Genomic DNA, 21,222 nt, shown 5'->3' with positions numbered 1-21,222 from the left:
GTCCGCTCCTCGGGCGCGGACCCTGGAGGACCGACTCCGGGGAGACGGGGCCCTGGGGCGCGCGGCATGGGCCGGCCGGGAGCCATGGACCGATCCCGGTGCGGAACCGGACCGATCTCGGCGAAGGGGGCGGCCGGCGCCGGGCGGTCCCACGGCGAGCGCGCACCGGCCCGGTGCCGTACGGTAGGCCGTATTGCGCGGGAGCGCACCCGCCGCTACCTCGACCACCACCTTGGACGGCACGCATGATCAATGGAGAGCTCATCGACCTGACCGCCGGCGACTACGCGGCCCGCATCGCCACTGCCGGCGCCACACTTGTCCACCTGCGCAAGGCGGGTGACGACCTCATCATCCCCTTCGACGCCGAGGCCTCGCTGCCCGGGGCCTGGCAGGGCAAGACCCTGGCGCCGTGGCCCAACCGGATCGTCGGGGCGCGCTACACCTACTGGGGCGCGAGCTACCTGGTGCCCCGCAACGAGCCCGAGACCGGCTCGGCCCTGCACGGCCTGGTGGGCTGGGCCGACTTCGACGTCGTCGCCACGGGCGAAGGAACCCGGGCCGGGGCCGCTGGCGGCCCGGCGAACCCGGCGCCGTCGGTCGCGCTCGAGCTGACGCTGCCGGGCTCGTACGCCTACCCCTGGAGCCTGCGGGTCGGCGTGCGCTTCTCCCTGGACGCGCGCACCGGGCTGACCGTGACGGCCACCACCACCAGCCTCGGGGCGGGTGCGTCACCGGCACCGGGCGCCGTCGGCGCCCCCGAGGCCGATGGCCGCCTCGCGCCGGCTCCCTACGGCGTCTCCTTCCACCCCTACCTGACCCGGTCCGTCCCGCTGGACGAGTGCATCCTGCAGGTGCCGGCCGCGCGGGTCCTCGACGTCGATGGGCGCATGGCGCCGGCCGGCGAGCGCGACATCACCGGTACCGACTGGGACTGGCGCGCCGGCCGCCTGGTGAGGCGGATCGCGACCGACAACGCCTACACGGGCCTGCCCCAGGGCCCCTGGGAGGCCCGTCTGACCGGTGGAGAGGCGGGCCGCACCGTGGTCATGAGCGCCGAGGCGCCGTGGGTGCAGATCTACACCGCCGAGCACCTGGGGCGCCGGGGCGTCGCCGTGGAGCCCATGACCTGCCCTCCCGACGCCTTCAACAGCGGGCGCGACCTGGTCGAGCTTCAGGCCGGACAGTCCCACTCCTTCGCCTACTCGCTGCGCGAGGAGGAGTGAGGCCCTTCCGCGGCGGTCGGCGACGCGGCTGACCGGCCGCCCGAGGCGCAGGAGGTAGTCATGGCCGGCGGCGAGCCGGGGCGGCGACCCGGGATGATGGACGTGGCGCGGCTGGCGGGAGTGAGTCACCAGACGGTCTCCCGCGTGCTCAATGCGCCCGACTCGGTGCGCCCGACCACGCGCGAGAAGGTCCAGGCGGCCATCGCCCGGCTGGGCTACCGCCGCAATATGGCGGCTCGGGCACTGGTGACCGACTCCACGCGCACCATCGGGGTCGTCACCGCCGGCTCGCGCTACTTCGGACCGGCCTCGGCGGCGGCGGCCATTGAGGCCGCGGCCCGCCGGGAGGGCTACGCCACCGTCGTGGCCGCCCTGACCCGGGGATCGGGCGACGAGGTCGCCGAGGCGCTCGACTTCCTCGTCGGTCGAGGCGTGGACGGGATGATCGCCGTGGCCCCCCGGGCGCACATTGCGACTGCGGTCGAGCGGGCGGCCCGGGCGGTCCCGCTGGTGGTGGTGGCCGACGGCTTCCCGGCCGGTGGGCGGATCCACGTCGTCTCCATCGACCAGGAGCTCGGGGCGCGCATGGCGGTCGGACACCTCCTGGGCGGCGGGTGCCGGTCCGTGGCCCACGTGTGCGGACCACCGGACTGGTTCGACGCGGCCGCCCGCATCCGCGGGTGGCGGGCCGCCGTGGAGGACGCCGGGGTGCCGTCGGGCGACCTGCTCGAGGGGGACTGGACTCCCGAACGGGGCTATGTCGCCGGTGCGGAGCTCGTGGCGCGCGGACTTCCCGACGGCGTCTTCTGCTCCAACGACCTCATGGCGCTGGGCGCGCTGGCCGCGCTGCGCGACCGGGGGATCCGCGTGCCCGCGGACGTGGTCGTGGCCGGTTATGACGACGTCGCCGGAGCGGCCTTCTTCTCGCCGCCGCTGACCACGGTCCGCCAGCCCTTCGACGAGCTCGGGCGGCTGTGTATGGAGGTGCTGCTGGAGGCGATCGGCGGTGCCGCGGGGACGGCCCACTCCATCGCGCCGACCCTCCAGGTGCGCCGCTCCAGCGAGTGAGGGCCGGCCCTCACTCGCTCAGGCCCGGTTGGCGAAGCGCTCCAGCAGCGTGGCGTCCCCGCCGACGACGAGCACGTCCTCGGCGCTGACCAGGGTCTCGGCCGCCGCGTACTCGAAGGGCTCCCCGGGGCTCATGAGGCCGAAGACCGTGATGCCGTAGCGCGAGCGGATCTTGGACTCGCCGATGGTGAAGCCGTGCAGCTCGGCCGGCGGGCGCATCTTGACGATGGTGAAGCCGCCCTTCTCCATCTCGATGTAGTCCAGCATGCGGCCGCTGACCAGGTGGGCGGCGCGCTGGCCGGCGTCGAACTCGGGGTAGACCACATGGTGGGCGCCGATGCGGCGCAGGATGCGGCCGTGCGCCCGCGAGATCGCCTTGGCCCAGATCTGCGGTGTCTCCAGGTCCACGAGGTTGCCGGTGATCAGGACACTCGCCTCCAAGGAGGTGGCCACCCCCACGACCGCGGTGCCGAACTCGGTGGCGCCCACCTGCTCCAGGGCCTCCATGTCGGTGGCGTCGGCCTCCACCAGGGGGATGCGGCCAGTCCACTGGCGCACGATCGTCGGGTTGGACTCCACGGCGAGGACCTCCCGGCCGAGCCGGTCCAGGGTCGCCGCTACAGCGGATCCGAAGCGCCCCAGCCCGATGACGAGGGTCGAGTCGGTGCGGTCGACGGGGGCTGCCATGGGTTCTCCTGCGCGGTACGGCGAACGGCCGGGCGGAGCGCCGCGGCCCGGTGCCCACCGTAGTGCAGGCGCGGAGGCGGGGCGGACCGGGCGGGCCGGGAGCCCCGACGTCGACTGCGGAGGTACGTTCACGTTCCGGCGCGCTCCACGCGGGCGCCCGGATACTGCGCTCCACGCGCCCGCCCGCCCCCGCACCCGTTACCCCTCACCGAGATCGGTTCATTTCCGGCTCGAGATCGGTCCGTTTTCGCGTCGAGATCGGTCCGCGGGGTCTACTGATCGCCCCGGCGTTAGTCATCTCGACGACTGGCTACAGGGTGGGGGAAGCGATCTTCCCGCGTGCTTCCAAGACGGTCGACTGCCCCGAACACCGTGAGAATCGGCGCGATTCCAGGTCTTGCGGTGCGGGCCGGATGGCGCGGGGGCGCTGAAGACGCGCCGGACGATCACTGTCCGAGGCGCGGCGTCGGGCCGGCGGGCGTCGGGCCGGCGCTCCGAACCGATCTCGGTGCGGAACTGGACCGATCTCGAGCCGGAATACGACCGATCTCGGCGCGGAGGGGCGCGGGGCGGGCCCGGCATGCGCCGTGGTCGGAATCAGTCGGCTAAGCGGCCCGGTGGCGACGGGCCCGCAGAACGGCGGCCGCAATGAGTAGCGCCGCCACGGCGGCGAGGATGCAGGCCATGAGGAGGAAGCCGCCGCTGTAGGCGCTGATCTGCGCACGGTCGGCCAGCTCGGCGGTCAGCCTGGCGACGATCGCCCGCCCGGCGTCGGAGTCCGGGGTCGCCTGCGCCTGGCTCAGCGCGCTCATCGCCTGGGCCCTGGTCTGCTCCGCGTGGTCCTCGACGTAGGTGCTCACGTGCCTGCTCGCGTAGGTCGCCAGCAGGGCGACGCTCAACGAGGCGCCGATCTGCTGGGAGACCGTGATCACCGCCGAGGCGAGGCCGATGTGGGAGACGGGGGCGCCCCGGGTGCCCGAGTTGAACGTGACCGGCATGACGAAGCCGATCCCCACGCCGAGGACCATGATCCCGGGGACGACCGCCCCGGCGTAGCTCGAGCCGGGGCCGATCCGGGACAGGAGGACGAAGGCCGCCGCCTCGATCGCGATGCCCAGGGGCAGCGTGCCGCGCGTGCCCAGGCGGTGGAGGAGGCGCTGCCCGGCCAGCGGCGCGGTGACCACGAGGGCGCCGATCATGGGCAGGAAGGCGACGCCGGTCCGCAGGGGCGAGTAGCCGAAGTGGTTCTGCAGGTAGTAGGTCAGGTAGAGCGCTCCGCCCATCTGGGTCGCGCCGACCGTCGCCGCGCCGACGTAGGAGGCGGCGCGCGCGGGCCGGGAGATGATCCACAGCGGCAGGGCTGGGTCGGAGGCGGCGCGCTCCCTGACCAGGAACAGCATCGCCAGCACGACCGCGGCGGCGAGCCAGCCGATGGTCGAGGCCGATCCCCAGGAGGTCTGCTCGGCGCGGTCCAGGCCGAACACCGCGCTGAAGCAGGCCGCGCAGCCCAGGACGAGGCCGGGCAGGTCGGGCAGGGCCGGTCCCTCGCGGCGGACGCTGGAGGCGGGCAGGCCGCGCAGGCCGACGAGGAAGCCGATCAGGGCGATCGGCGCATTGACGTAGAGCGACCAGCGCCAGCTGAGCCAGTCCGTGAGCGCCCCGCCGATCAGGAGCCCGGCCGCGGCCCCGACGCCGCCCGTGGCGCCGAAGAAGGCGAAGACCCGCCTGCGTCGGGGCCCCGCGGGGAAGGCGGAGTTGAGCAGTGACAGTGTCGTCGGGCCGAGCAGGGCGGCGAACGCGCCTTGGGCGGTGCGGGCGGTCACCAGCACGGGGAAGGAGGACGCCGTGCCCGCGATGAGGCTCGCGGTGGCGAAGCCGGCCTGTCCCAGCCAGTAGGAGCGCCGAATGCCGATGACGGTGGTCAGGCGCCCGCCGAGCAGGACGAGGCCGCCGTTGGCGAGGGTGTAGGCGGTGATGGCCCACGGACGCTGGGAGGACGTCAGCCCCAGATCGGCCTGCATGCGGGGCAGGGCGACCGCGATGATCGTCATGTCGAGGACGATCATGAGCTGGGTGATCAGGGAGCCGGCGACGAGGGCGCGCTCCCGGGAGCGCGGGGGCGGGGACGTGCGCGGCGCGCCGACGTCGGCCGGTACGGAGTCGGGCGCGGTGGCTGCTGTGACGGGTGCAGAGGACATGAGCACCTCCATGTCAAAACGATCGTTACTGTTTGCGGTACGGACCGTAGTGCCCGGAGTCGCCCACGTCAAAACGGTCGTTTCGTTTTGTGGTGGCGGTGTGACGTCCGGCATTCGCCGGGCCGCCGTATCCTGGTGCCATGCCCCGTGTCACGCAGTCGTACCGAGACCAGCAGACGGCAAGGATCCTGGCGGCGGCGGCGGTCTGCTTCGCCCGACAGGGCTTCGACGGCGCCTCGATGGACGAGATTGTCGCCGAGGCGGGCATGTCGTCGAGCACCGTCTACCGGTACTTCCCGGAGGGGAAGCGCTCGCTGGTGCGCGCCGTCATCGTCAGGGCCATGGACCCGGTCGTGGAGTGGATCACGGCGCTGGCCGACCTTGACGAGCTCCCGGGCCTTGAGGACGTCTTCGTGCGCGCGGTCGAGCACTCCTGGGTCTTCGGGCGGCCCTTCTCGGGCCCTGTCGAGGGGGCCGACGGCGCCGGGGCCGGCGAGGCCGACGGCGTCGGGGCGGCCGGGTCCTCGTCGGAGACCGGTCAGATCAATCTCATGATCGGCGTGTGGGCGGAGCTGGCGCGGCACCCGGACCTGCGGGAGGCGTATGCGGTCAGCTACGCCCGCGTGCGCGCCGAGATCGCCCACGTGGTTCGTCGCTGGCAGTCCAGGGGCGTCATCGCGCAGGGCGTCGATCCCGACGAGGCGGCCGCCGTCGTCCACAACGCCGCCGTGGGGCTGGTCATCGAGCGGACCGTTGCCGGCGAGCGCGGCCGAACCGATGCGGTGACGACGGCCCGCGCGGTCGCGCGCCTCCTGGGCGCCTGAGCCCCGCCGGCCTCACTGCTCGGGCGGGTCGGGGCGCGGCGAGCGCTGGAGGTCGGAGTCCGAGAGCCTGGCCAGCATGAAGGCGTTGTCCATCTCGCGCTCGTCGCCCAGACCCCGGTAGGCCTGGCCCACGACCTGCCAGTACTCCTTGAGGTCGTAGTCGGAGGCGTCGGCGAACTCGTACAGGGTGCCGGCGAGCTGCGCGGCGTGCAGGCACTCCTCGTACTGGTGCGCCAGCAGGTGCCTGACGGCCGCGGACACGAGGCTGCGGGCCGGCCCGTAGGTGATCAGGTCCACGCGCAGGTCCGCCTGCTCGGCCCGGCTGCGGCCCGCCATGGCGGTGGTCCTGGCGCGCATGGCCAGTCGAGCGCCGTCGTCGTACATGCCCTGCGTGATGGCGCGCACGGACAGCGAGCGCAGCCGCAGCGTCTCCGGGCTGGAGACCTCTTCCAGGATGTCGTCGTACCACATGGCGTCCTCACCCGATGAGCGGGCGCTCGGCGGGCATGCGGATGACGCGGCGGCGCTCGCGCATGGCCAGGGCCGTCGCCGCTGTCATGGTGCCCACGCGCCCGACGAACATGAGCACCACGATGAGGTACTTCGCACTGGTCGGCAGCATCGGCGTGATCCCGGTGGACAGCCCGACGGTCGCGAAGGCGCTGACCACCTCGAACAGGACGCGGTCCAGCGTCAGGTCGGTCATCTCCAGCATGAGCAGCGTCGCGGTGCCGATGATGGAGGCCCCGATGAAGGCCACGGCCACGCTCAGGCGCACCGTCGACAGCGTGATGCGCCGCCCGAAGGCCTCGATGTCCTGGTCGCCCCGGGCCTCGGCGGCGATGGCCAGCAGCAGGACCGCGAAGGTCGTCACCTTGATGCCGCCGGCCGTGGAGGCCGACCCGCCGCCGACGAACATGAGGGCGTCCTGGAGGAACCAGGTCGCCTCGCGCATGTGCTCGGGCGCGATCGTGGTCAGCCCCGACGAGCGCGCGTTGACGCCGTTGATCAGCGCTGTCAGGAGCTTGCCGCCGGTCGGCAGCGCGCCGTAGGTACGGGGGTTTGTCCACTCGAAGGCGGCGATGGCCAGCGCGGAGACGGCCGACAGGGCGGAGTAGGTGGACAGGGTCAGCTTGGTGTGCAGCGTCCACTGGCGCGGGCGGCGCAGGTGGCGCATGACGTCCAGGATCACGGGGAATCCGACGGCGCCCACGAAGGTGCCCACCGCGATCGGCAGGCCCATCCACCAGTCCGTCGCGTAGGGCGCCAGGCCCCCGGGCATGACGACGAAGCCCGCGTTGTTGAAGATGGACAGCGCCATGAAGAACGCGTACCAGCAGGCGTGCCCCAGGTCGAGCCCCAGGGACAGGAAACGGGGTAGCAGGACGAGCGCGAGCAGGCTCTCCGCGCCGATGGCGGTGTACATGACCGCTCGCAGCAGGGCGGCGACGTCGCCCAGGCGGGACTGGTTCTCACTGGCCGCGAGCATCCGCTGGGTCAGGCCCACGTGGCGTGACACGGCGAATGACAGCAGCGAGGCGAGCGTCATAATGCCCAGCCCGCCGACGGCGGCGCCCATAATGATGACCGCCTGGCCGAAGGGCGACCAGTAGGTCGCGGTGTCGACGGTCGTCAGGCCGGTGACGCACACCGCCGAGGTCGCCGTGAACAGGGAGTCGATCGTGTCGGCGCGGTGGTTGTCCGCCGTGGCCACGGGCAGGCTGAGCAGAGCCGTGACCACCGCGATAATGCCGGCGAAGACGACGACGGCCAGGCGGGCGGGCGTGAAGCGCGCGGCCCGGGCCAGGCGGGCGCGCAGGTCCCACCGCTCCAGGAGCGCCAGGAGACCGGAGGACTCGCGCCCGGTGGGGCTCTGGGGGGTGGCGGGGGAGGGGGGAATCGCGGCCGGCAGGAGGGCGGAGCGCCGTCGTCGCCACCTGGCGAAGGCCGGCATCGGGGCGTGCCAGTGCCGGGGCGCGGAGGCGCGCGCGCCCTCCTCCCCGCGGGGGCGCGGGGAGCCGGTGCGTCCGAGGTGGCGGTGCGAGGGGGGCACAGGGCTATTCTTGTCCGCACTGCCCGACGGCGGTAAACCGCGCCACGCCCCGGCGCCCGCAGCCGGGCGTCGTCGTAACCAAAATGTGATATGCGACGCGTGTGGCTCCTGTGAGAGGAAATGACCTATGCGTCGCGAGAGGCTCAGGTTATATTGTGCACGGGGCCGCGGCTGCGCGGTCCCGCGCCGCGGAGGCAAGACCGCTGCGCCACCGACATCCGACGACGGGAAACTCACGACCCATGGCACCGGGCATCCCTTCTCCCTCCGGCGCTTCGAGCGCCCCCTCCTTCCTCACCGTGGCTGAGGTCGCCAGCATGCTGCGCGTCTCCAAGATGACGGTCTACCGCATGGTCCACTCCGGCGACCTGCCGGCCATGCAGGTCGGCCGATCCTTCCGCGTGCCCGAGCGCGCCGTCCGGCAGTACCTGTCTGCCGGGCTGGGTGACTGGGGACACGAGGAGTCGGAGTCGACGGGCTCCTGATACCCGCTAGACTCACGCCAGTCACCAGTGTGGTCGGAGCGCGGACTGTCTGCGGGCAGCCCCGCCTCCTGGCCGCTACGCTTACTCGTGCTCGCTCATGCCCGCTCGGCCCCCGGTCGGCGTCGGCGGCTGATGCCGACACGTGGTCGAGCCCCGGATGCACCACAACTAGGAGTCCCCATGGGATCTGTCATTAAGAAGCGCCGCAAGCGCATGGCCAAGAAGAAGCACCGCAAGCTGCTCCGCAAGACCCGCCACCAGCGCCGCAACAAGAAGTGATGATCGCCCCGTCGTGATCGCAGGCTCCGCACTGCGCCACGCGGGGCGCTCTTGTGCCCGAAGGCCAGCCGGGGCCGCCACCGCCCGCCCGATCCCAGGAGTCAGTCATGAGCCAGTCCGACGCACCCAGCCCCCCCGGCCCTCATGAGCCGCTCACCGAGGACGAGATGTGCGCCATGCCCCTGTCCGTTCACGCCGATCCCGCCGACTGGCCCGCGCCCGTGGAGGCGCTCGGCCGGGTCCCGGGCGGGCGGACGCCGACGACGGCGCCCGACCTGGCCGAGCTGACGACCCTGCGCGTGGGCGGACCGGTGGGCCGCTACGTCGAGGCTGCCGGCGAGGCCGAGCTCATCGACGTCGTCAGGCGGGCCGACGCCGAGGGCATCCCCCTGCTCGTGATCGGCGGCGGGTCCAACATCCTGGCCGCCGACGCCGGCTTCGACGGCGTCGTCGTACGGGACGCGCGCACCGAGGTCGAGCTTGTGTCCGACAGCGCCTGCGGCGGTGTGCAGATCACCGCCACCGCGGGCGCCACCTGGGACGACCTCGTGCGCCGGGCGGTCGCCTCCCACTGGGGCGGCTTCGCCCCGCTGTCGGGAATTCCCGGCACCGTCGGCGCCGCCCCCGTGCAGAACATCGGCGCCTACGGCACCGAGGTCGCCGAGCTCCTCGCCTCCGTGCGCGCCTGGGACCGCGCCGCGGGGCGCACGGTCCACATCCCCCTGTCCGAGCTGCGCCTGACCTACCGGGACTCCGCCCTCAAGCGGTCCCTGACCGACCCGGACGTCGGGGCGGGCCGCACCTGGGGCCCGACGGGCCGCTGGGTCGTGCTCTCGGCGACCTTCCACGTCCGCCAGGCCTCCCTGTCCGCCCCCATCGCCTACCGGCAGCTGGCCGGGGCGCTCGACGTCGACATGGGCGCCCGCGTCGATGCCCGCGAGGTGCGCGAGGCGGTCCTGGCGCTGCGACGCTCCAAGGGCATGGTGCTCGACGCCGCCGACCACGACACCTGGTCCGCCGGCTCCTTCTTCACCAACCCGATCCTCACCGCGGCCGAGGCCGAGGCCCTGCCCGAGGGCGCCCCCCGGTTCCCTGTGACCGACCGCACCCGGGTCGTCGCCGGTCTCCAGGACGCCCCCGTCGTCGACGGGCTGGTCAAGACCTCGGCCGCCTGGCTCATCGACCACGCCGGCTTCCCCAAGGGCTTCGCCGCGCCCGGGGCGCACGGGCGGGCGAGCCTGTCGACCAGGCACGTGCTCGCCCTGACCAACCGGGGCGGCGCCACCGCGGCCGATGTGGTCGCCCTGCGCGATACGGTCATCGCCGGGGTCCGCGAGCGCTTCGGAATCACCCTCGTGCCCGAGCCCGTCGCCGTGGGGTGGTGAGGCCGACCGCCCACCGTGTCTCCGCGTCTCCGCGCAGCACCGCGCGACCCTCGTCACCCTCTCCGCAACCTCTCTGCACCACCGACTCGGCCGCCCCGCGCCGCAGGCTCACAAGGCCGCGATCGGGTACGACGCGAGCGCCGTCGCCAGGCCCTGGGCCTCCCTCCCCGTCCCACTACCCCGTCTCTTCCGAGGAGATACTCCGATGAGTACGCGCGTCATGTCCCTTCTCCCGGCGTTCATGCGCCGGGGCCGCTTCCTCCCCTTCCTGGTCGTCGCCCTGTCCGGGCAGGTCCTCTACAGCAGCTTCGAGTCCTTCAAGAGCTCCTTGATGATCCCCCTGCAGGAGACGCTGGGAATAACCCAGACCCAGTTCGGCCAGCTCATGACCTACCTCGGACTGGCCATGTTCCTGTACGTGCCCGCGGGCTGGGTGAACAACCGCGTCCGAGTGCGCACCATCATCCTGTGCGGCATGGTGTGGAGGCTGTTCACCTATCTCATCCTGTTCGTGCTCATCCCGCCCTTCAGGGTCATGGAGGCCATCGCGATCTCCTGGGCGGTCGTCGATGCGATCATCTGGCCCGCCGTCGCCAACGGCGTGTGCATCCTGTCGGCGGACCAGGACCGCAAGGGCAAGGGCATGGCCATGGGCATGCTGGAGGCGGTCCGCCGGTTGGCCGAGTTCGGCCTGAACGGGATCGTCATCGTGGCTCTCGTCCTCTTCCCCGAGTCGGCGACAACGACCGTCATGCGCACCTTCGCCATCATCTACGCCCTGCTCCTGATGCCCATGATGCTTGCCGTGGCGCGCTACGTCCCCGACACCAGGATCGCCACCGAGGAGCACGTCTCGCACTCGGTGGCCGCGCTCAAGGGCCTGCTGCACGTGCTCGCCCTTCCCCGCATCTGGCTCGCCGGTGTCGCCGCAATGGCCGTGTACTGGTGCGACATCAACCTCATGTACATATCCGCCCCGTTCCTGAAGCAGGTCTTCAACGCCTCCACCACCGTGGCGGCGGCCTTCGGCATCTTCAATGTGGGGCTGATCGCCATGGTCGCCGGACTCGTCTCGGGAGTCGTGGCCGACTACGTCTTCAGGTCGTCCACCAGGATGATGATGGTCGCGCTGGGCATTGTCACAGTGGGGTGCGCCATTATCCTCATGCTCCCGATCGGCGACGAGTCCAGCAGGCCGGTCCTCATCGTGCCGGTCGTCGGGCTGCTCATTCTGGTGGCGCTGGCCACCTTCCTCGGCAAGTCCGTCATCCTGGCGCCGATCGGCGAGCTCGAGCTGCCCGAGGAGATCGACGGCTCCGCCATGGCCGTGGGGTCCCTGCTGGCCTACGCCGCGATCCTGTGGGGCTACAACCTCAACGGCCGTATCATTGACGGCTGTGCGGGCGGCGACCCGGCTCCGGGGTACCGGATCATCTTCATGATCACCGGGACCGCTGCGGCGGTCGGCTGTGTCACCGCGGTGATCCTGGACCGCGTCAACCGCCGCGCGACCGCCCTCCCGCTCGCCGCGGGCGGCGGCGAGCGGGAGGCGGGACCGATCTCGGCGCGGAGCTGAACCGATCTCGCGCCAGAAGTGAACCGACCTCGACGGAGGGAAAGGAGGGGCGCATGCCGGCTCCTCGTGATTGGGCGCCGGCGCGCCCCGGCCGCAACGTCCCGTGTATTGAGCGCGCGGTGCTCGCCCATCGCGGGCTGCCCTCGGCCGCGCCCGAGAACACCATGGCGGCCTTCCGAGCCGCCGCCGACGCCGGGGCGAGCTGGATCGAGACCGACGTCGACCTGCTCGCCGACGGCACGCCCGTGCTCATCCACGACACCGCCCTGGAGCGGACCACCGACCGCGGCGGCAGCATCTACGGGCTGCGGGCCGCGGACCTGGAGCACATTGACGCCGGGCGCTGGTTCGGCCCCGACTTCGTCGGCGAGCGCCTGCCCACGCTGGAGGCCTTCCTCGACTTCGTCAACGAGCGTGGCCTCAACGCCAATATCGAGCTCAAGGCCAACGAGCAGGGGGCGGCCCGCAGCATCGAGCTGGTCGACGCCCTCGCCGCGGCCCTGGGGCGGCTCGACGCGGGCAGGCAGGTCCTCGTGTCCTCCTTCAGCCAGCCCCTGCTCATGGCCTTCCACCAGCGACACCCCCAGTACGCCACCGCCGTCCTGTACGAGTCGGCGACCATCCGCCCCGACTGGCGCTCGGTCGCCGAGCTGTGCGGAGCCGTCGCGATCCACCCCGAGGACGCCGGCCTGACCGAGGCGATGGTGCGCTCCGCCCGCGCGGCCGGCTACGGCGTCAACGTGTGGACCGTCAACCGGCCCGACCGCGCCAACCAGCTGTTCAACTGGGGGTGCACCGGCGTGTTCACCGACGTCTACCCCTTCCTCGCTGCGGGCCCGGCCCTCTGACGGCGGGGCCCGCCGGGCCCGGCCCGACTGATCGCCCGGCCCGACCGCCGCTCAGACCGGATCGGGCGCGGCCAGCCAGGCGTCGACCTCGGCGAGCCAGGCCCGCTTGGAGGACTGCGCGGCCAGTGAGGCCCGGATGCTTCCTCGGGCGAGCTCGGCCAGGGCGGCGTCGTCCAGGCCCAGCCGGCGCGCGATCTCGTACTGGTCGGTCAGGCGTGTGTGGAACAGGAGGGGGTCGTCGGCGCCGAGCGCCACCTGCGCCCCGTGCTCCAGCAGGATCGCCAGTGGGACGTCGTCGGCGGCGCGGTAGACCCCCAGGCACACGTTCGAGGCGGGGCACACCTCCAGGCTGATGCCCGCGGCGACCACGGCGTCCAGCAGCTCGGGGTCCTCGCTCGCGCGCACCCCATGGCCCAGGCGCGTCGGCCCCAGGGCGGTCACCACGTCGCGCACGTGCTCGGGCCCCAGCAGCTCGCCGCCGTGGGGCAGCGAGGCGAGTCCCGCCCGCCGGGCGATGGCGAAGGCCGGCCCCCACGAGCCGGTCCGCCCGGCGCGCTCGTCGTTGCTCAGCCCGAAGCCGACGACGGTGCCCGGCGCGTCCCCCGCGTACCGGGACGCCAGCCGGGCCAGCGTGCGCGCGTCCAGCGGATGGCGCATGCGGGAGGCCGCCACCACCACGGCGACCTCCACCCCCGACAGGATCGTGGCCTGGCTCGCCGCGTCCAGGATGATCTCCAGCGCTGGTGTGATGCCGCCCACGAAAGGGGCGTAGGAGGTCGGGTCCACCTGGATCTCCAGGCGCCGCGAGCCCTCCGCTGCGTCGTCGAGAGCGGCCTCCATGACGATCCTGCGCATGGTCTCCTCGGCCGTGACCAGCTGGCGAGCGGTGTCGTAGGCCCGCTGGAAGCGGAACCAGCCGCGGTGGTCGGCCGGCACGTGCAGCGGGTCGCCGTCAATGAATGACGACGGCAGGCGCGTATGCGAGGCCTGGGCCAGGTCCACCAGCGTCTCCAGGCGCATCGCCCCCGTGAAGTGCAGGTGCAGGTGCGCCTTGGGCAGGAGGGACAGGTCGCGCATGGGCGGATTGTGCCATGCGTCCGGCGGGAGTCTTCCAACGGCTCCTGGTGCGGTCGTACCTCAGGCGCTGTTGCGAAAGCCGGGGCCGGAGGTCGGCGCCGGCGGCGTGCGACGGTCCGGCCGCTCCGGCCGGACGGAGACGAGCACCCGGACTCAGTCGTCCAGGCCCGAAGAGCGCACCCATGTGGGACGGTTGGCGCCGCTCGGTGAGGCACACTACTCCTATGAGCAGCACGCAGGCCGCCCGCGAGCCCGAGGAGGTCGCCCTCCTGACCGGTCCGCGAGCCGCGTCCGTCCTTTCCGGGGCGCTGGCCCCGGCAGGCCAGCAGCTGCTGAGCTGGGAGGTGCACTCGGTCCACCACCGCCCCGGCGCCGGGGTCTCGGTCGGCTACACCGCCGTCGTGGCCTCCCCGAACGGGTCGCGCAGCACTGAGTACCTGTGCGCGACGACGGCGCGGCTGTCCAACCCCCAGGCGGCGGGCCTGACCCGGGTCTCGCCGCGCGGAGGGGACGGACCGGTCGTCCACGTCTGGCGGCACCCCGCCGATCCCGAGCTGCCGGCGCTCGCGGTCGCCTGCACGCCCTCCCTGCTCTCCCGGCGCCTGGGGACGGCCATCAAGGCCACCATGGTCGCCTACCGGCCCACCCGGCGGGCCGTGGTGCGGGTGACCTACCCGGACTCCTCGACCGCCTACGCCAAGGTGCTGCGGCCCGGTCAGTCCGCCGCCTTCGCGGAGCGGCACCGTATGCTGCGCGCCGCGGGCGTGCCCGCGCCCGACGTCCTGCGCGATGACCCGGACGGCCTTGTCCTGCTGTCGACCGGGCGCGGCGTGGCCCTGTCGGGCCTGCTGTCCCGCGGCATGGACAAGGGGCGCGCCGCGCGCGTCTTCGCCTCCCTCACCGCTCTGCTGGATGCGCTGCCCGCCAGCGCCCTGCAGCTCACTCCTCACCCGGCCTGGTCCGAGCGCGCCCGCCACTACGCCCACGCGGCCTCGACGGTGCTGCCCGAGCACGCCCTGCGGGCGCGCGCCGTCGCCGACGGCGTCGAGCAGCTCATGGCGGCCTGCGACCCCGGCCCGGTGGTCCCCGTGCACGGGGACTTCTACGAGGCCAACGTGCTCATGGAGGGCGAGGGTGTGGCCAGCCTGCTCGACGTGGACTCCCTGGGGCCCGGGCGCCGCGTGGACGACCTCGCCTGCCTGCTCGGGCACGTCAGCGTCCTGGACCACCTGGCCCCGGCCTCCTATCCGCACCTGCGTCCGGTGCTGGAGGTGTGGACGCGCCTGGCGGAGCAGCAGGCCGACCCGGTCTCCCTGCGGGCCCGCTGCGCGGGCGTGGTCCTCTCCCTGGTCGCCGGCGCCCGCCGGGAGGACGGCGGCCCGTGGAGGCCCGACGCCGAGGGGCGGCTCGCGCGCGCCGAGACCTGGCTCGCCCAGGCCCGGGAGATCCAGGCCAGGCGCGGCGCGCACTGAGCGCGAGACCGGGCGCCTGCGGCTCCGCGACGGTCGCCCGCGTCCACATGGCGGATGTCACATTGTCGTCATACGCCCTGTGCCTACGGTGCGACGACGTACACCCCATCCCGGAGACGGAAAGGCGCCTCCCATGTTCGACACCGCTCTTGCGACGGCCCGTCTCGGTGCCGGCCCTGCGCCCGCCGGCGCCCTCAGCGACGGCCTTGCCGCCTTCGACACCCTCCTGTGGGGCCCATGGCTCCTCATCCCCCTCCTGCTGGGCACCGGCGTGGTGCTGACGGTCCGGCTGCGCGGCCTCCAGCTGCGCAAGCTCGGCCCCGCGCTGCGCTTCGCCTTCCTCCAGCGCGACGGTGGCGGTGAGGCCGCGAGCGCCGAGGGGGACATCTCCCACTACCAGGCCCTGACGACGGCGCTGGCGGCCACCGTGGGCGTGGGCAATATCGTGGGCGTGGCCACCGCCATCCACCTGGGCGGGCCCGGGGCCCTGTTCTGGATGTGGGTCACGGCGCTGTTCGGCATGGCCTCGAAGTACTCCGAGGCCTTCCTCGCGGTGCGGTTCCGCACCACCGACGCCCGCGGGCAGCAGTCCGGCGGGCCCCAGTACTACCTCGGGCGCGCCGTGCCCGGGCGCCCGGGGATGGCGCTGTCGGTCTTCTTCGCCTGCGCGGCCATCCTGGCCTCCTTCGGCATCGGCTCGATGACGCAGTCCAACGCCGTGGCGGCCCAGCTGCGCAGCTCCTTCGGCTGGGACGGCGCCGTCGTCGGCATTGTCCTGGCGATTGCGGTGGGCGCCGTCCTCCTGGGCGGGATCGAGGCGATCGGCACGGTGACCAGCGCCTTCGTGCCCATGATGATCGTCTTCTACGTCGGCGGCTGCCTGTACATCCTGGTCGCCAACGTCTCGGGGATCCCCGCGGCGCTCGGCCTGGTGCTCGCCGGGGCCTTCACCGGGCACGGCGCGCTCGGCGGGTTCGCCGGCTCGACCCTCATAATGGCCATGCAGTACGGGGCGGCGCGCGGCATCTTCTCCAACGAGTCCGGCATGGGCTCGGCCGCCATCGCGGCCGCCGCGGCCAAGACCAGCCACCCCGCTCGCCAAGGGCTGGTCTCCATGACCCAGACCTTCATCGACACGATCATCGTAGTGACCTGCACAGGGCTGGTGATCCTGTCCACCGGGACCTGGACGGACTCGGACCCGGCCACCATGACCGGGGACGCCTTCACCCACGGCCTGCCGGGGGAGTGGGGCCACTACATCGTGTCGGTGGCCATCGTGTTCCTGGCCGCCTCGACCATCCTGGGCTGGGCCTACTACGGCGAGCGCTGCGTCGAGCGGCTTGCGGGCGTGCACGGCGTGCTGCCCTACCGGCTCATCTTCACCTGCGTCGTCTTCCTGGGCACCGTCACCGACCTGAAGGACGTGTGGACCTTCGCCGACATTGCCAACGGCCTCATGGCCATCCCCAACCTCATCGGCCTGCTGGTCCTGTCCGGGCTGATCGCCCGGGAGACCAGGGCCTACCTGGAGCAGGACCCGCACCTGCGGCGCCGCGGCGACGACTTCAGCTCCATCCCGCAGGGGGCCGACGCCGACGCGGGCTGAGCCCGCTCGCGGCAGTGGGGCGCCCGCGGCACGACGGCGGGACCGGGGCCTGCGGACCGGGCACCGGCCCCGCCGTCGTCGCATCCTGGCGCGGCCGGCGTCGCGCCGAGTGCCGCGGGCGGGCGCGGTGGCTCACTCGATCTCGGCGAGCAGCTCGGCGACGCGGCCGACGCCCTCGGTGATGGCGTCGTCGCCGGTGGCGTAGGACAGGCGCAGGAAGCCGGAGCGGCCGAAGGCCTCGCCGGGCACGACGGCGACCTCGACGTGCTCGAGGATCGCGTCGGCCAGCGTGATGGAGGAGTCGATGGTGCGGTCCCGCAGCGTGCGCCCGATGAGGCCCTCCACGCTGGGGTAGGCGTAGAAGGCGCCCCTGGGGGTGGGGACCCTCAGGCCGTCGATGGCCGAGAGCATGGAGACCATGAGGCGGCGACGGCGGTCGAAGGCCTCGCGCATGGTCTCGACGGCGGACAGGTCCCCGGACACGGCGGCCAGGGCCGCGCGCTGGGAGACGTTGGCGACGTTGCTCGTCATGTGGGACTGCAGGTTGGTGGCGGCCTTGACGACGTCGGACGGGCCGATCAGCCAGCCCACGCGCCAGCCGGTCATGGCGTAGGTCTTGGCGACGCCGTTGAGGACCACGGTCTGGTCCGCCAGCTCGGGGACGAGGGCGACGATGTGGGCGCTGACGGCATCCTCGTACAGGAGGTGCTCGTAGATCTCGTCAGTGATGACCCACACGCCGTGCTCCAGCGCCCACCGGCCGATGGCGGTCAGCTCTTCGGGTGTGTAGACCGAGCCCGTCGGGTTGGAGGGGGAGCAGACCAGGACGGCCTTGGTGCGCGGAGTGCGGGCGGCCTCGAGCTGGGCGACGGTGACCTTGTAGTCCTGGTCGGCGCCGGCGAAGACCTCGACGGGGGTGCCGCCGGACAGGCGGACGCACTCGGGGTAGGTGACCCAGTAGGGGGTGGGGAGGATGACCTCGTCGCCCGGGTCCACGAGCGCCGCGAAGGCCTCGAAGACGGCCTGCTTGCCGCCGTTGGTGACGATGACGTCGTCGGGCGAGACCTCGTAGCCGGAGTCGCGCAGGGTCTTGGCGGCGATGGCCTCGCGCAGGGCGGGCAGGCCCTTGGCGGGCGTGTACTTGTGGTTTGCGGGGTCCTTGGCGGCGGCGACGGCGGCCTTGACGATGTAGTCGGGGGTGGCGAAGTCGGGCTCTCCGGCGCCGAACCCGATGACGGGGCGGCCGGCGGCCTTCAGGGCCTTGGCCTTGGCGTCGACGGCGAGGGTGGCGGAGGGGGCGATGGCGGCTAGGCGCGCGGAGACTCGGCTCCGGGGTGTCGTGCTCATGGGCCCATGGTCCCACGACCGGGCGTCATGTGCTCGTCATATGAGATGAGCAGATCGCGAGCCGGAGCCGGACCGATCTCGGCGAAGGGGCAGGGCGGGGACGGGCCGCGTGGCGCAGTCCACGTCCCGGGGCTTAGCGATCCAGGTGAACCTGTGACAAGATTGGTCACCGCTGAAGGGCAGTGGCGCAATTGGTAGCGCACCGGTCTCCAAAACCGGCGGTTGTGGGTTCGAGTCCCGCCTGCCCTGCTGAGAACGGCGGATCTGTCGGGAGATCCCGTCGGTTCCGTCCTCTCGCCCGCCAGGGCATGATCGAACCGTCGAACCCGAGGACTCAGAGCATGAGCGAGAGCGCGAGCGTCGCCAGGCGCAAGCAGGGCACCAAGCGAGGCCCCCTGGGTCGTATCGCCCTGTTCTTCCGTCAGGTGATTGACGAGCTGCGCAAGGTCGTGTGGCCCACCAGCAATGAGCTGTGGACCTACTTCATTGTCGTCGTCGTGTTCATCGTGGCGATCATGGCCTTCACCGGGGTCCTCGACTACGCCTTCGACCGGCTGGTGATGTGGGCCTTCTCGCGCCCCGCCTCTTCCGGAGGCGTTCAGCCCACCCAGCTCCCGACCCGCTGAAGCCGACGGTCGCCCTCAGCCACCCGCCCGAGGAAAGCAGGTACATCGTGTCCGAGCAGTCCGAGCAGATCCTTCCCGAGGAGCTCGCCCCCGTCGTCGACGGCGAGGCCATCCAGGCGGATGAGGCGCAGCCGGAGTCCCTCGACTCCCAGGCCGAGGAGGCCGCCGCGGAGCGCGCCGAGGAGGCCGTGGAGGCCGAGGTCGAGGAGGCCGCCGGCCAGGAGGGCGGGAAGGCCGAGTCGGCTCCCGAGCCCGAGGTCGACCCGGTCGAGGAGTTCCGCAGGCAGATGTCCTCGCTGCCCGGCGAGTGGTACGTCCTGCACACCTACTCCGGCTACGAGCGTCGCGTGGCCACGGACATTAAGACCCGCGCGGAGAACTTCGAGGTCGAGGACTACGTCTTCGACGCCGTCGTCCCCATGGAGACGGTCATCGAGATCAAGAACGCGGGCAAGAAGAAGGAGGTCTCCCGGGTACGCATTCCCGGCTACGTCTTCGTGCGCATGGACCTGGACGACCCGGAGACCTCCGACAAGGTGTGGCGCACCATCAAGGACACCCCGGCCGTCACCGGCTTCGTGGGCGACCGCTACAACCCCGTGCCGCTGACCTTCGAGGAGGCCGTCTCCCAGCTCGGCCCCACCCCCGAGGAGATCGCCGCCAAGCAGAGCGCCGCCAAGGCCGCTCCCCGGGAGGGCGCGAGCTCCCAGGTCGCCGCCGACGGTCAGGTCTACGAGGTCGCCTTCGAGGCCGGCGAGTCCGTCATCGTCACCGACGGCCCCTTCGAGTCCCTCCCGGCCACCATTGCCGAGATCCACCCCGAGACCCAGAAGCTCCAGGTCCTCATCTCCCTGTTCGGTCGCGACACCCCGGCCGAGCTGTCCTTCTCCCAGGTCGCCAAGATCTGAGGCCGGCGCATCCCGGCCACCGCGCCGCCCGCCGTCGGCCCCGTGAGGACGACGGCGGGCGGCGCGTCTCACAGGCGGCGGGCCTTGTGATTCCGTGCACCGGGTGCTTGGTGGACTCCGGCTCGGGATAGGATGAGCATTCGTGTGCGCGCATGCGTCGTGCGCGCATTTCCGCTGCACGGCAGGCGTGCAGCTCTTCCGGACAAGAAAGAGATCCATTCGCATGGCTCCTAAGAAGAAGGTCTCCGGGCTCATCAAGCTCCAGATCCAGGCCGGTCAGGCCAACCCCGCCCCGCCGATCGGCCCCGCGCTGGGTCAGCACGGCGTCAACATCATGGAGTTCTGCAAGGCCTACAACGCCGCGACCGAGTCGCAGCGCGGCAACGTCATCCCGGTGGAGATCACGGTCTACGAGGACCGCTCCTTCACCTTCGTGACCAAGACCCCGCCGGCCGCCGAGCTCATCAAGAAGGCCGCCGGCGTCGCCAAGGGCTCCCCGAGCCCCCACGCCGACAAGGTCGGCTCGCTCACGGCCGCCCAGGTGCGCGAGATCGCCGAGTCCAAGATGGCCGACCTCAACGCCAACGACGTCGAAGCCGCCTCCAAGATCATCGCCGGCACCGCCCGCTCCATGGGCATCACCGTCGAGGCCTGATGTCGGCCGGCACCTGGCACACCCAATCAGACCCTGTGGAAGGGCCGGCGCGGCCCGTTCACCACGACTGCTAAGGAGAAGCAGATGACCAAGCGCAGCAAGGCCTACCGAGCCGCCGCTGAGAAGATTCAGTCCGGAGTCCTCTACACCCCGGCCGAGGCCGTCAAGCTCGCCAAGGCCACGTCCATCACGAAGTTCGACTCCACCGTGGACGTCGTCCTGCGCCTGGGCGTGGACCCCCGCAAGGCGGACCAGATGGTGCGCGGCACCGTGTCCCTGCCGCACGGTACCGGTAAGACCGCCCGCGTCGTCGTCTTCGCCCAGGGAGAGCGGGCCGAGCAGGCCATCGCCGCGGGCGCCGACGAGGTCGGCAGCGACGACCTCATCGCCAAGGTCGCGGCCGGCTACACCGACTTCGACGCCGCCGTCGCCACCCCGGACCTCATGGGCAAGGTCGGCCGCCTGGGCCGCGTCCTCGGTCCCCGCGGCCTCATGCCCAACCCCAAGACCGGCACCGTGACCATGGACGTGGCCAAGGCCGTCACCGACATCAAGGGCGGCCGGATCGAGTTCCGCGTCGACCGCGCCGCGAACCTCAACTTCCTGATCGGCAAGGCCTCCTTCACCGAGGAGCAGCTGACCGAGAACCTCCAGGCCGTCCTGGACGAGGTCCAGCGCCTGAAGCCGTCGACCTCCAAGGGCCGCTACATCCTCAAGGCGACCATGGCCACCACCATGGGCCCTGGCATCCCGATGGATGTCACCAAGGCCCGAGGGGCCTGAGCGCCGCAGCCTCCTTCGCCGAGATCGGTTCACTCCCGCGCCGAGATCGGTAGGCTCACCGATCTCGAGCCTACCGATCTCGGCGAAGGAGGAGGGGGGAACCTCCCGCGGGGCTG

The 21,222-nt window shown here is 72.2% G+C and carries 20 protein-coding genes and 1 tRNA gene; 15 read left to right on the top strand and 6 right to left on the bottom strand.

Going from position 1 to position 21,222, the window contains the following annotated elements; all coding sequences use genetic code 11:
• Positions 1-245: 245 nt before the first annotated feature.
• Both AIF0345_RS12855 and AIF0345_RS12850 read left to right on the top strand, forming a co-directional pair.
• The gene (locus AIF0345_RS12855; protein WP_285296358.1) at positions 246-1,226 is read left to right on the top strand and encodes an aldose epimerase family protein; all 981 of its coding nucleotides are present in this window, start codon (positions 246-248) and stop codon (positions 1,224-1,226) included.
• A 60-nt stretch (positions 1,227-1,286) separates the two neighbouring features.
• Positions 1,287-2,294, top strand: coding sequence for a LacI family DNA-binding transcriptional regulator (locus AIF0345_RS12850; RefSeq protein ID WP_285296357.1), 1,008 nt, complete (start codon positions 1,287-1,289; stop codon positions 2,292-2,294).
• 18 nt (positions 2,295-2,312) lie between these two features.
• On the opposite strand, the gene AIF0345_RS12845 is transcribed toward AIF0345_RS12850, so the two are convergent.
• Both AIF0345_RS12845 and AIF0345_RS12840 read right to left on the bottom strand, forming a co-directional pair.
• Positions 2,313-2,981 carry a potassium channel family protein gene (locus tag AIF0345_RS12845; protein WP_043558791.1) on the bottom strand — a complete coding sequence of 223 codons (669 nt, stop codon included), beginning with the start codon at positions 2,979-2,981 and terminating at the stop codon, positions 2,313-2,315.
• A gap of 605 nt (positions 2,982-3,586) precedes the next feature.
• A complete protein-coding gene (locus AIF0345_RS12840) occupies positions 3,587-5,179 on the bottom strand; it encodes an MFS transporter (protein ID WP_285296356.1) in 1,593 nt (530 codons plus the stop codon).
• A 140-nt stretch (positions 5,180-5,319) separates the two neighbouring features.
• Between AIF0345_RS12840 and AIF0345_RS12835 the strand changes: the two genes are divergently transcribed.
• A complete protein-coding gene (locus tag AIF0345_RS12835) occupies positions 5,320-6,003 on the top strand; it encodes a TetR/AcrR family transcriptional regulator (RefSeq protein WP_268916428.1) in 684 nt (227 codons plus the stop codon).
• Positions 6,004-6,015: 12 nt separating this feature from the next.
• Here the strand turns inward: AIF0345_RS12835 and AIF0345_RS12830 are convergent, their stop codons facing one another.
• Positions 6,016-6,474 carry a hypothetical protein gene (locus AIF0345_RS12830; RefSeq protein WP_285296355.1) on the bottom strand — a complete coding sequence of 153 codons (459 nt, stop codon included), beginning with the start codon at positions 6,472-6,474 and terminating at the stop codon, positions 6,016-6,018.
• 7 nt (positions 6,475-6,481) lie between these two features.
• On the bottom strand, positions 6,482-8,056 hold the full coding sequence (locus AIF0345_RS12825; protein ID WP_268916427.1) for a TrkH family potassium uptake protein: 1,575 nt from the start codon (positions 8,054-8,056) through the stop codon (positions 6,482-6,484).
• 242 nt (positions 8,057-8,298) lie between these two features.
• Between AIF0345_RS12825 and AIF0345_RS12820 the strand changes: the two genes are divergently transcribed.
• The 5 genes from AIF0345_RS12820 (at position 8,299) to AIF0345_RS12800 (ending at position 12,629) form a co-directional block, all read left to right on the top strand.
• Positions 8,299-8,541 carry a helix-turn-helix domain-containing protein gene (locus AIF0345_RS12820; protein WP_043558775.1) on the top strand — a complete coding sequence of 81 codons (243 nt, stop codon included), beginning with the start codon at positions 8,299-8,301 and terminating at the stop codon, positions 8,539-8,541.
• Positions 8,542-8,721: 180 nt separating this feature from the next.
• Complete coding sequence (locus tag AIF0345_RS12815; RefSeq protein ID WP_003792170.1) at positions 8,722-8,820, top strand: 30S ribosomal protein bS22; 99 nt, start codon at positions 8,722-8,724, stop codon at positions 8,818-8,820.
• A 107-nt stretch (positions 8,821-8,927) separates the two neighbouring features.
• Positions 8,928-10,205 (top strand): UDP-N-acetylmuramate dehydrogenase, encoded by a 1,278-nt coding sequence (locus tag AIF0345_RS12810; protein ID WP_268916426.1) that lies wholly within the window; start codon positions 8,928-8,930, stop codon positions 10,203-10,205.
• A gap of 205 nt (positions 10,206-10,410) precedes the next feature.
• On the top strand, positions 10,411-11,781 hold the full coding sequence (locus AIF0345_RS12805) for an MFS transporter (protein WP_285296354.1): 1,371 nt from the start codon (positions 10,411-10,413) through the stop codon (positions 11,779-11,781).
• A 53-nt stretch (positions 11,782-11,834) separates the two neighbouring features.
• Positions 11,835-12,629: a glycerophosphodiester phosphodiesterase family protein gene (locus tag AIF0345_RS12800; RefSeq protein WP_285296353.1), complete on the top strand. Its 795-nt coding sequence runs from the start codon at positions 11,835-11,837 to the stop codon at positions 12,627-12,629.
• Positions 12,630-12,680: 51 nt separating this feature from the next.
• On the opposite strand, the gene AIF0345_RS12795 is transcribed toward AIF0345_RS12800, so the two are convergent.
• Complete coding sequence (locus AIF0345_RS12795) at positions 12,681-13,706, bottom strand: adenosine deaminase (protein ID WP_268916423.1); 1,026 nt, start codon at positions 13,704-13,706, stop codon at positions 12,681-12,683.
• Between the two features lie 224 nt (positions 13,707-13,930).
• Here AIF0345_RS12795 and AIF0345_RS12790 point away from each other — a divergent pair, with 224 nt between their 5' ends.
• Complete coding sequence (locus AIF0345_RS12790) at positions 13,931-15,178, top strand: phosphotransferase (protein WP_043558766.1); 1,248 nt, start codon at positions 13,931-13,933, stop codon at positions 15,176-15,178.
• 133 nt (positions 15,179-15,311) lie between these two features.
• Positions 15,312-16,787 (top strand): alanine/glycine:cation symporter family protein, encoded by a 1,476-nt coding sequence (locus tag AIF0345_RS12785; RefSeq protein ID WP_285296352.1) that lies wholly within the window; start codon positions 15,312-15,314, stop codon positions 16,785-16,787.
• 132 nt (positions 16,788-16,919) lie between these two features.
• On the opposite strand, the gene AIF0345_RS12780 is transcribed toward AIF0345_RS12785, so the two are convergent.
• Positions 16,920-18,134, bottom strand: coding sequence for a pyridoxal phosphate-dependent aminotransferase (locus tag AIF0345_RS12780; protein ID WP_285296351.1), 1,215 nt, complete (start codon positions 18,132-18,134; stop codon positions 16,920-16,922).
• 176 nt (positions 18,135-18,310) lie between these two features.
• Here AIF0345_RS12780 and AIF0345_RS12775 point away from each other — a divergent pair.
• The 5 genes from AIF0345_RS12775 (at position 18,311) to rplA (ending at position 21,106) form a co-directional block, all read left to right on the top strand.
• Positions 18,311-18,383, top strand: a tRNA-Trp gene (locus AIF0345_RS12775).
• 92 nt (positions 18,384-18,475) lie between these two features.
• Entirely contained in the window at positions 18,476-18,760 is a 285-nt protein-coding gene (secE, locus tag AIF0345_RS12770) for a preprotein translocase subunit SecE (protein WP_043558760.1), read from the top strand.
• Positions 18,761-18,807: 47 nt separating this feature from the next.
• Positions 18,808-19,668 carry a transcription termination/antitermination protein NusG gene (nusG, locus tag AIF0345_RS12765; RefSeq protein ID WP_285296350.1) on the top strand — a complete coding sequence of 287 codons (861 nt, stop codon included), beginning with the start codon at positions 18,808-18,810 and terminating at the stop codon, positions 19,666-19,668.
• 223 nt (positions 19,669-19,891) lie between these two features.
• The gene (rplK, locus tag AIF0345_RS12760; RefSeq protein WP_043558753.1) at positions 19,892-20,323 is read left to right on the top strand and encodes a 50S ribosomal protein L11; all 432 of its coding nucleotides are present in this window, start codon (positions 19,892-19,894) and stop codon (positions 20,321-20,323) included.
• 84 nt (positions 20,324-20,407) lie between these two features.
• The gene (rplA, locus tag AIF0345_RS12755) at positions 20,408-21,106 is read left to right on the top strand and encodes a 50S ribosomal protein L1 (protein ID WP_043558750.1); all 699 of its coding nucleotides are present in this window, start codon (positions 20,408-20,410) and stop codon (positions 21,104-21,106) included.
• Positions 21,107-21,222 lie beyond the last annotated feature (116 nt).

Origin of the sequence: Actinomyces israelii (genome assembly GCF_030253495.1) — a bacterium.
Taxonomy (GTDB): Bacteria; Actinomycetota; Actinomycetes; order Actinomycetales; family Actinomycetaceae; genus Actinomyces; species Actinomyces israelii.
This window is presented reverse-complemented; position numbering and strand designations above follow the sequence as displayed.

Bases quoted from the DNA above. Each gene is read 5' to 3' on its own strand.
- AIF0345_RS12855 (WP_285296358.1), top strand. From the start codon at position 246: ATGATCAATGGAGAGCTCATCGACCTGACCGCCGGCGACTACGCGGCC.
- AIF0345_RS12850 (WP_285296357.1), top strand. From the start codon at position 1,287: ATGGCCGGCGGCGAGCCGGGGCGGCGACCCGGGATGATGGACGTGGCG.
- AIF0345_RS12845 (WP_043558791.1), bottom strand. From the start codon at position 2,981: ATGGCAGCCCCCGTCGACCGCACCGACTCGACCCTCGTCATCGGGCTG.
- AIF0345_RS12840 (WP_285296356.1), bottom strand. From the start codon at position 5,179: ATGTCCTCTGCACCCGTCACAGCAGCCACCGCGCCCGACTCCGTACCG.
- AIF0345_RS12835 (WP_268916428.1), top strand. From the start codon at position 5,320: ATGCCCCGTGTCACGCAGTCGTACCGAGACCAGCAGACGGCAAGGATC.
- AIF0345_RS12830 (WP_285296355.1), bottom strand. From the start codon at position 6,474: ATGTGGTACGACGACATCCTGGAAGAGGTCTCCAGCCCGGAGACGCTG.
- AIF0345_RS12820 (WP_043558775.1), top strand. From the start codon at position 8,299: ATGGCACCGGGCATCCCTTCTCCCTCCGGCGCTTCGAGCGCCCCCTCC.
- AIF0345_RS12815 (WP_003792170.1), top strand. From the start codon at position 8,722: ATGGGATCTGTCATTAAGAAGCGCCGCAAGCGCATGGCCAAGAAGAAG.
- AIF0345_RS12810 (WP_268916426.1), top strand. From the start codon at position 8,928: ATGAGCCAGTCCGACGCACCCAGCCCCCCCGGCCCTCATGAGCCGCTC.
- AIF0345_RS12805 (WP_285296354.1), top strand. From the start codon at position 10,411: ATGAGTACGCGCGTCATGTCCCTTCTCCCGGCGTTCATGCGCCGGGGC.
- AIF0345_RS12800 (WP_285296353.1), top strand. From the start codon at position 11,835: ATGCCGGCTCCTCGTGATTGGGCGCCGGCGCGCCCCGGCCGCAACGTC.
- AIF0345_RS12795 (WP_268916423.1), bottom strand. From the start codon at position 13,706: ATGCGCGACCTGTCCCTCCTGCCCAAGGCGCACCTGCACCTGCACTTC.
- AIF0345_RS12790 (WP_043558766.1), top strand. From the start codon at position 13,931: ATGAGCAGCACGCAGGCCGCCCGCGAGCCCGAGGAGGTCGCCCTCCTG.
- AIF0345_RS12785 (WP_285296352.1), top strand. From the start codon at position 15,312: ATGTTCGACACCGCTCTTGCGACGGCCCGTCTCGGTGCCGGCCCTGCG.
- AIF0345_RS12780 (WP_285296351.1), bottom strand. From the start codon at position 18,134: ATGAGCACGACACCCCGGAGCCGAGTCTCCGCGCGCCTAGCCGCCATC.
- secE (WP_043558760.1), top strand. From the start codon at position 18,476: ATGAGCGAGAGCGCGAGCGTCGCCAGGCGCAAGCAGGGCACCAAGCGA.
- rplK (WP_043558753.1), top strand. From the start codon at position 19,892: ATGGCTCCTAAGAAGAAGGTCTCCGGGCTCATCAAGCTCCAGATCCAG.
- rplA (WP_043558750.1), top strand. From the start codon at position 20,408: ATGACCAAGCGCAGCAAGGCCTACCGAGCCGCCGCTGAGAAGATTCAG.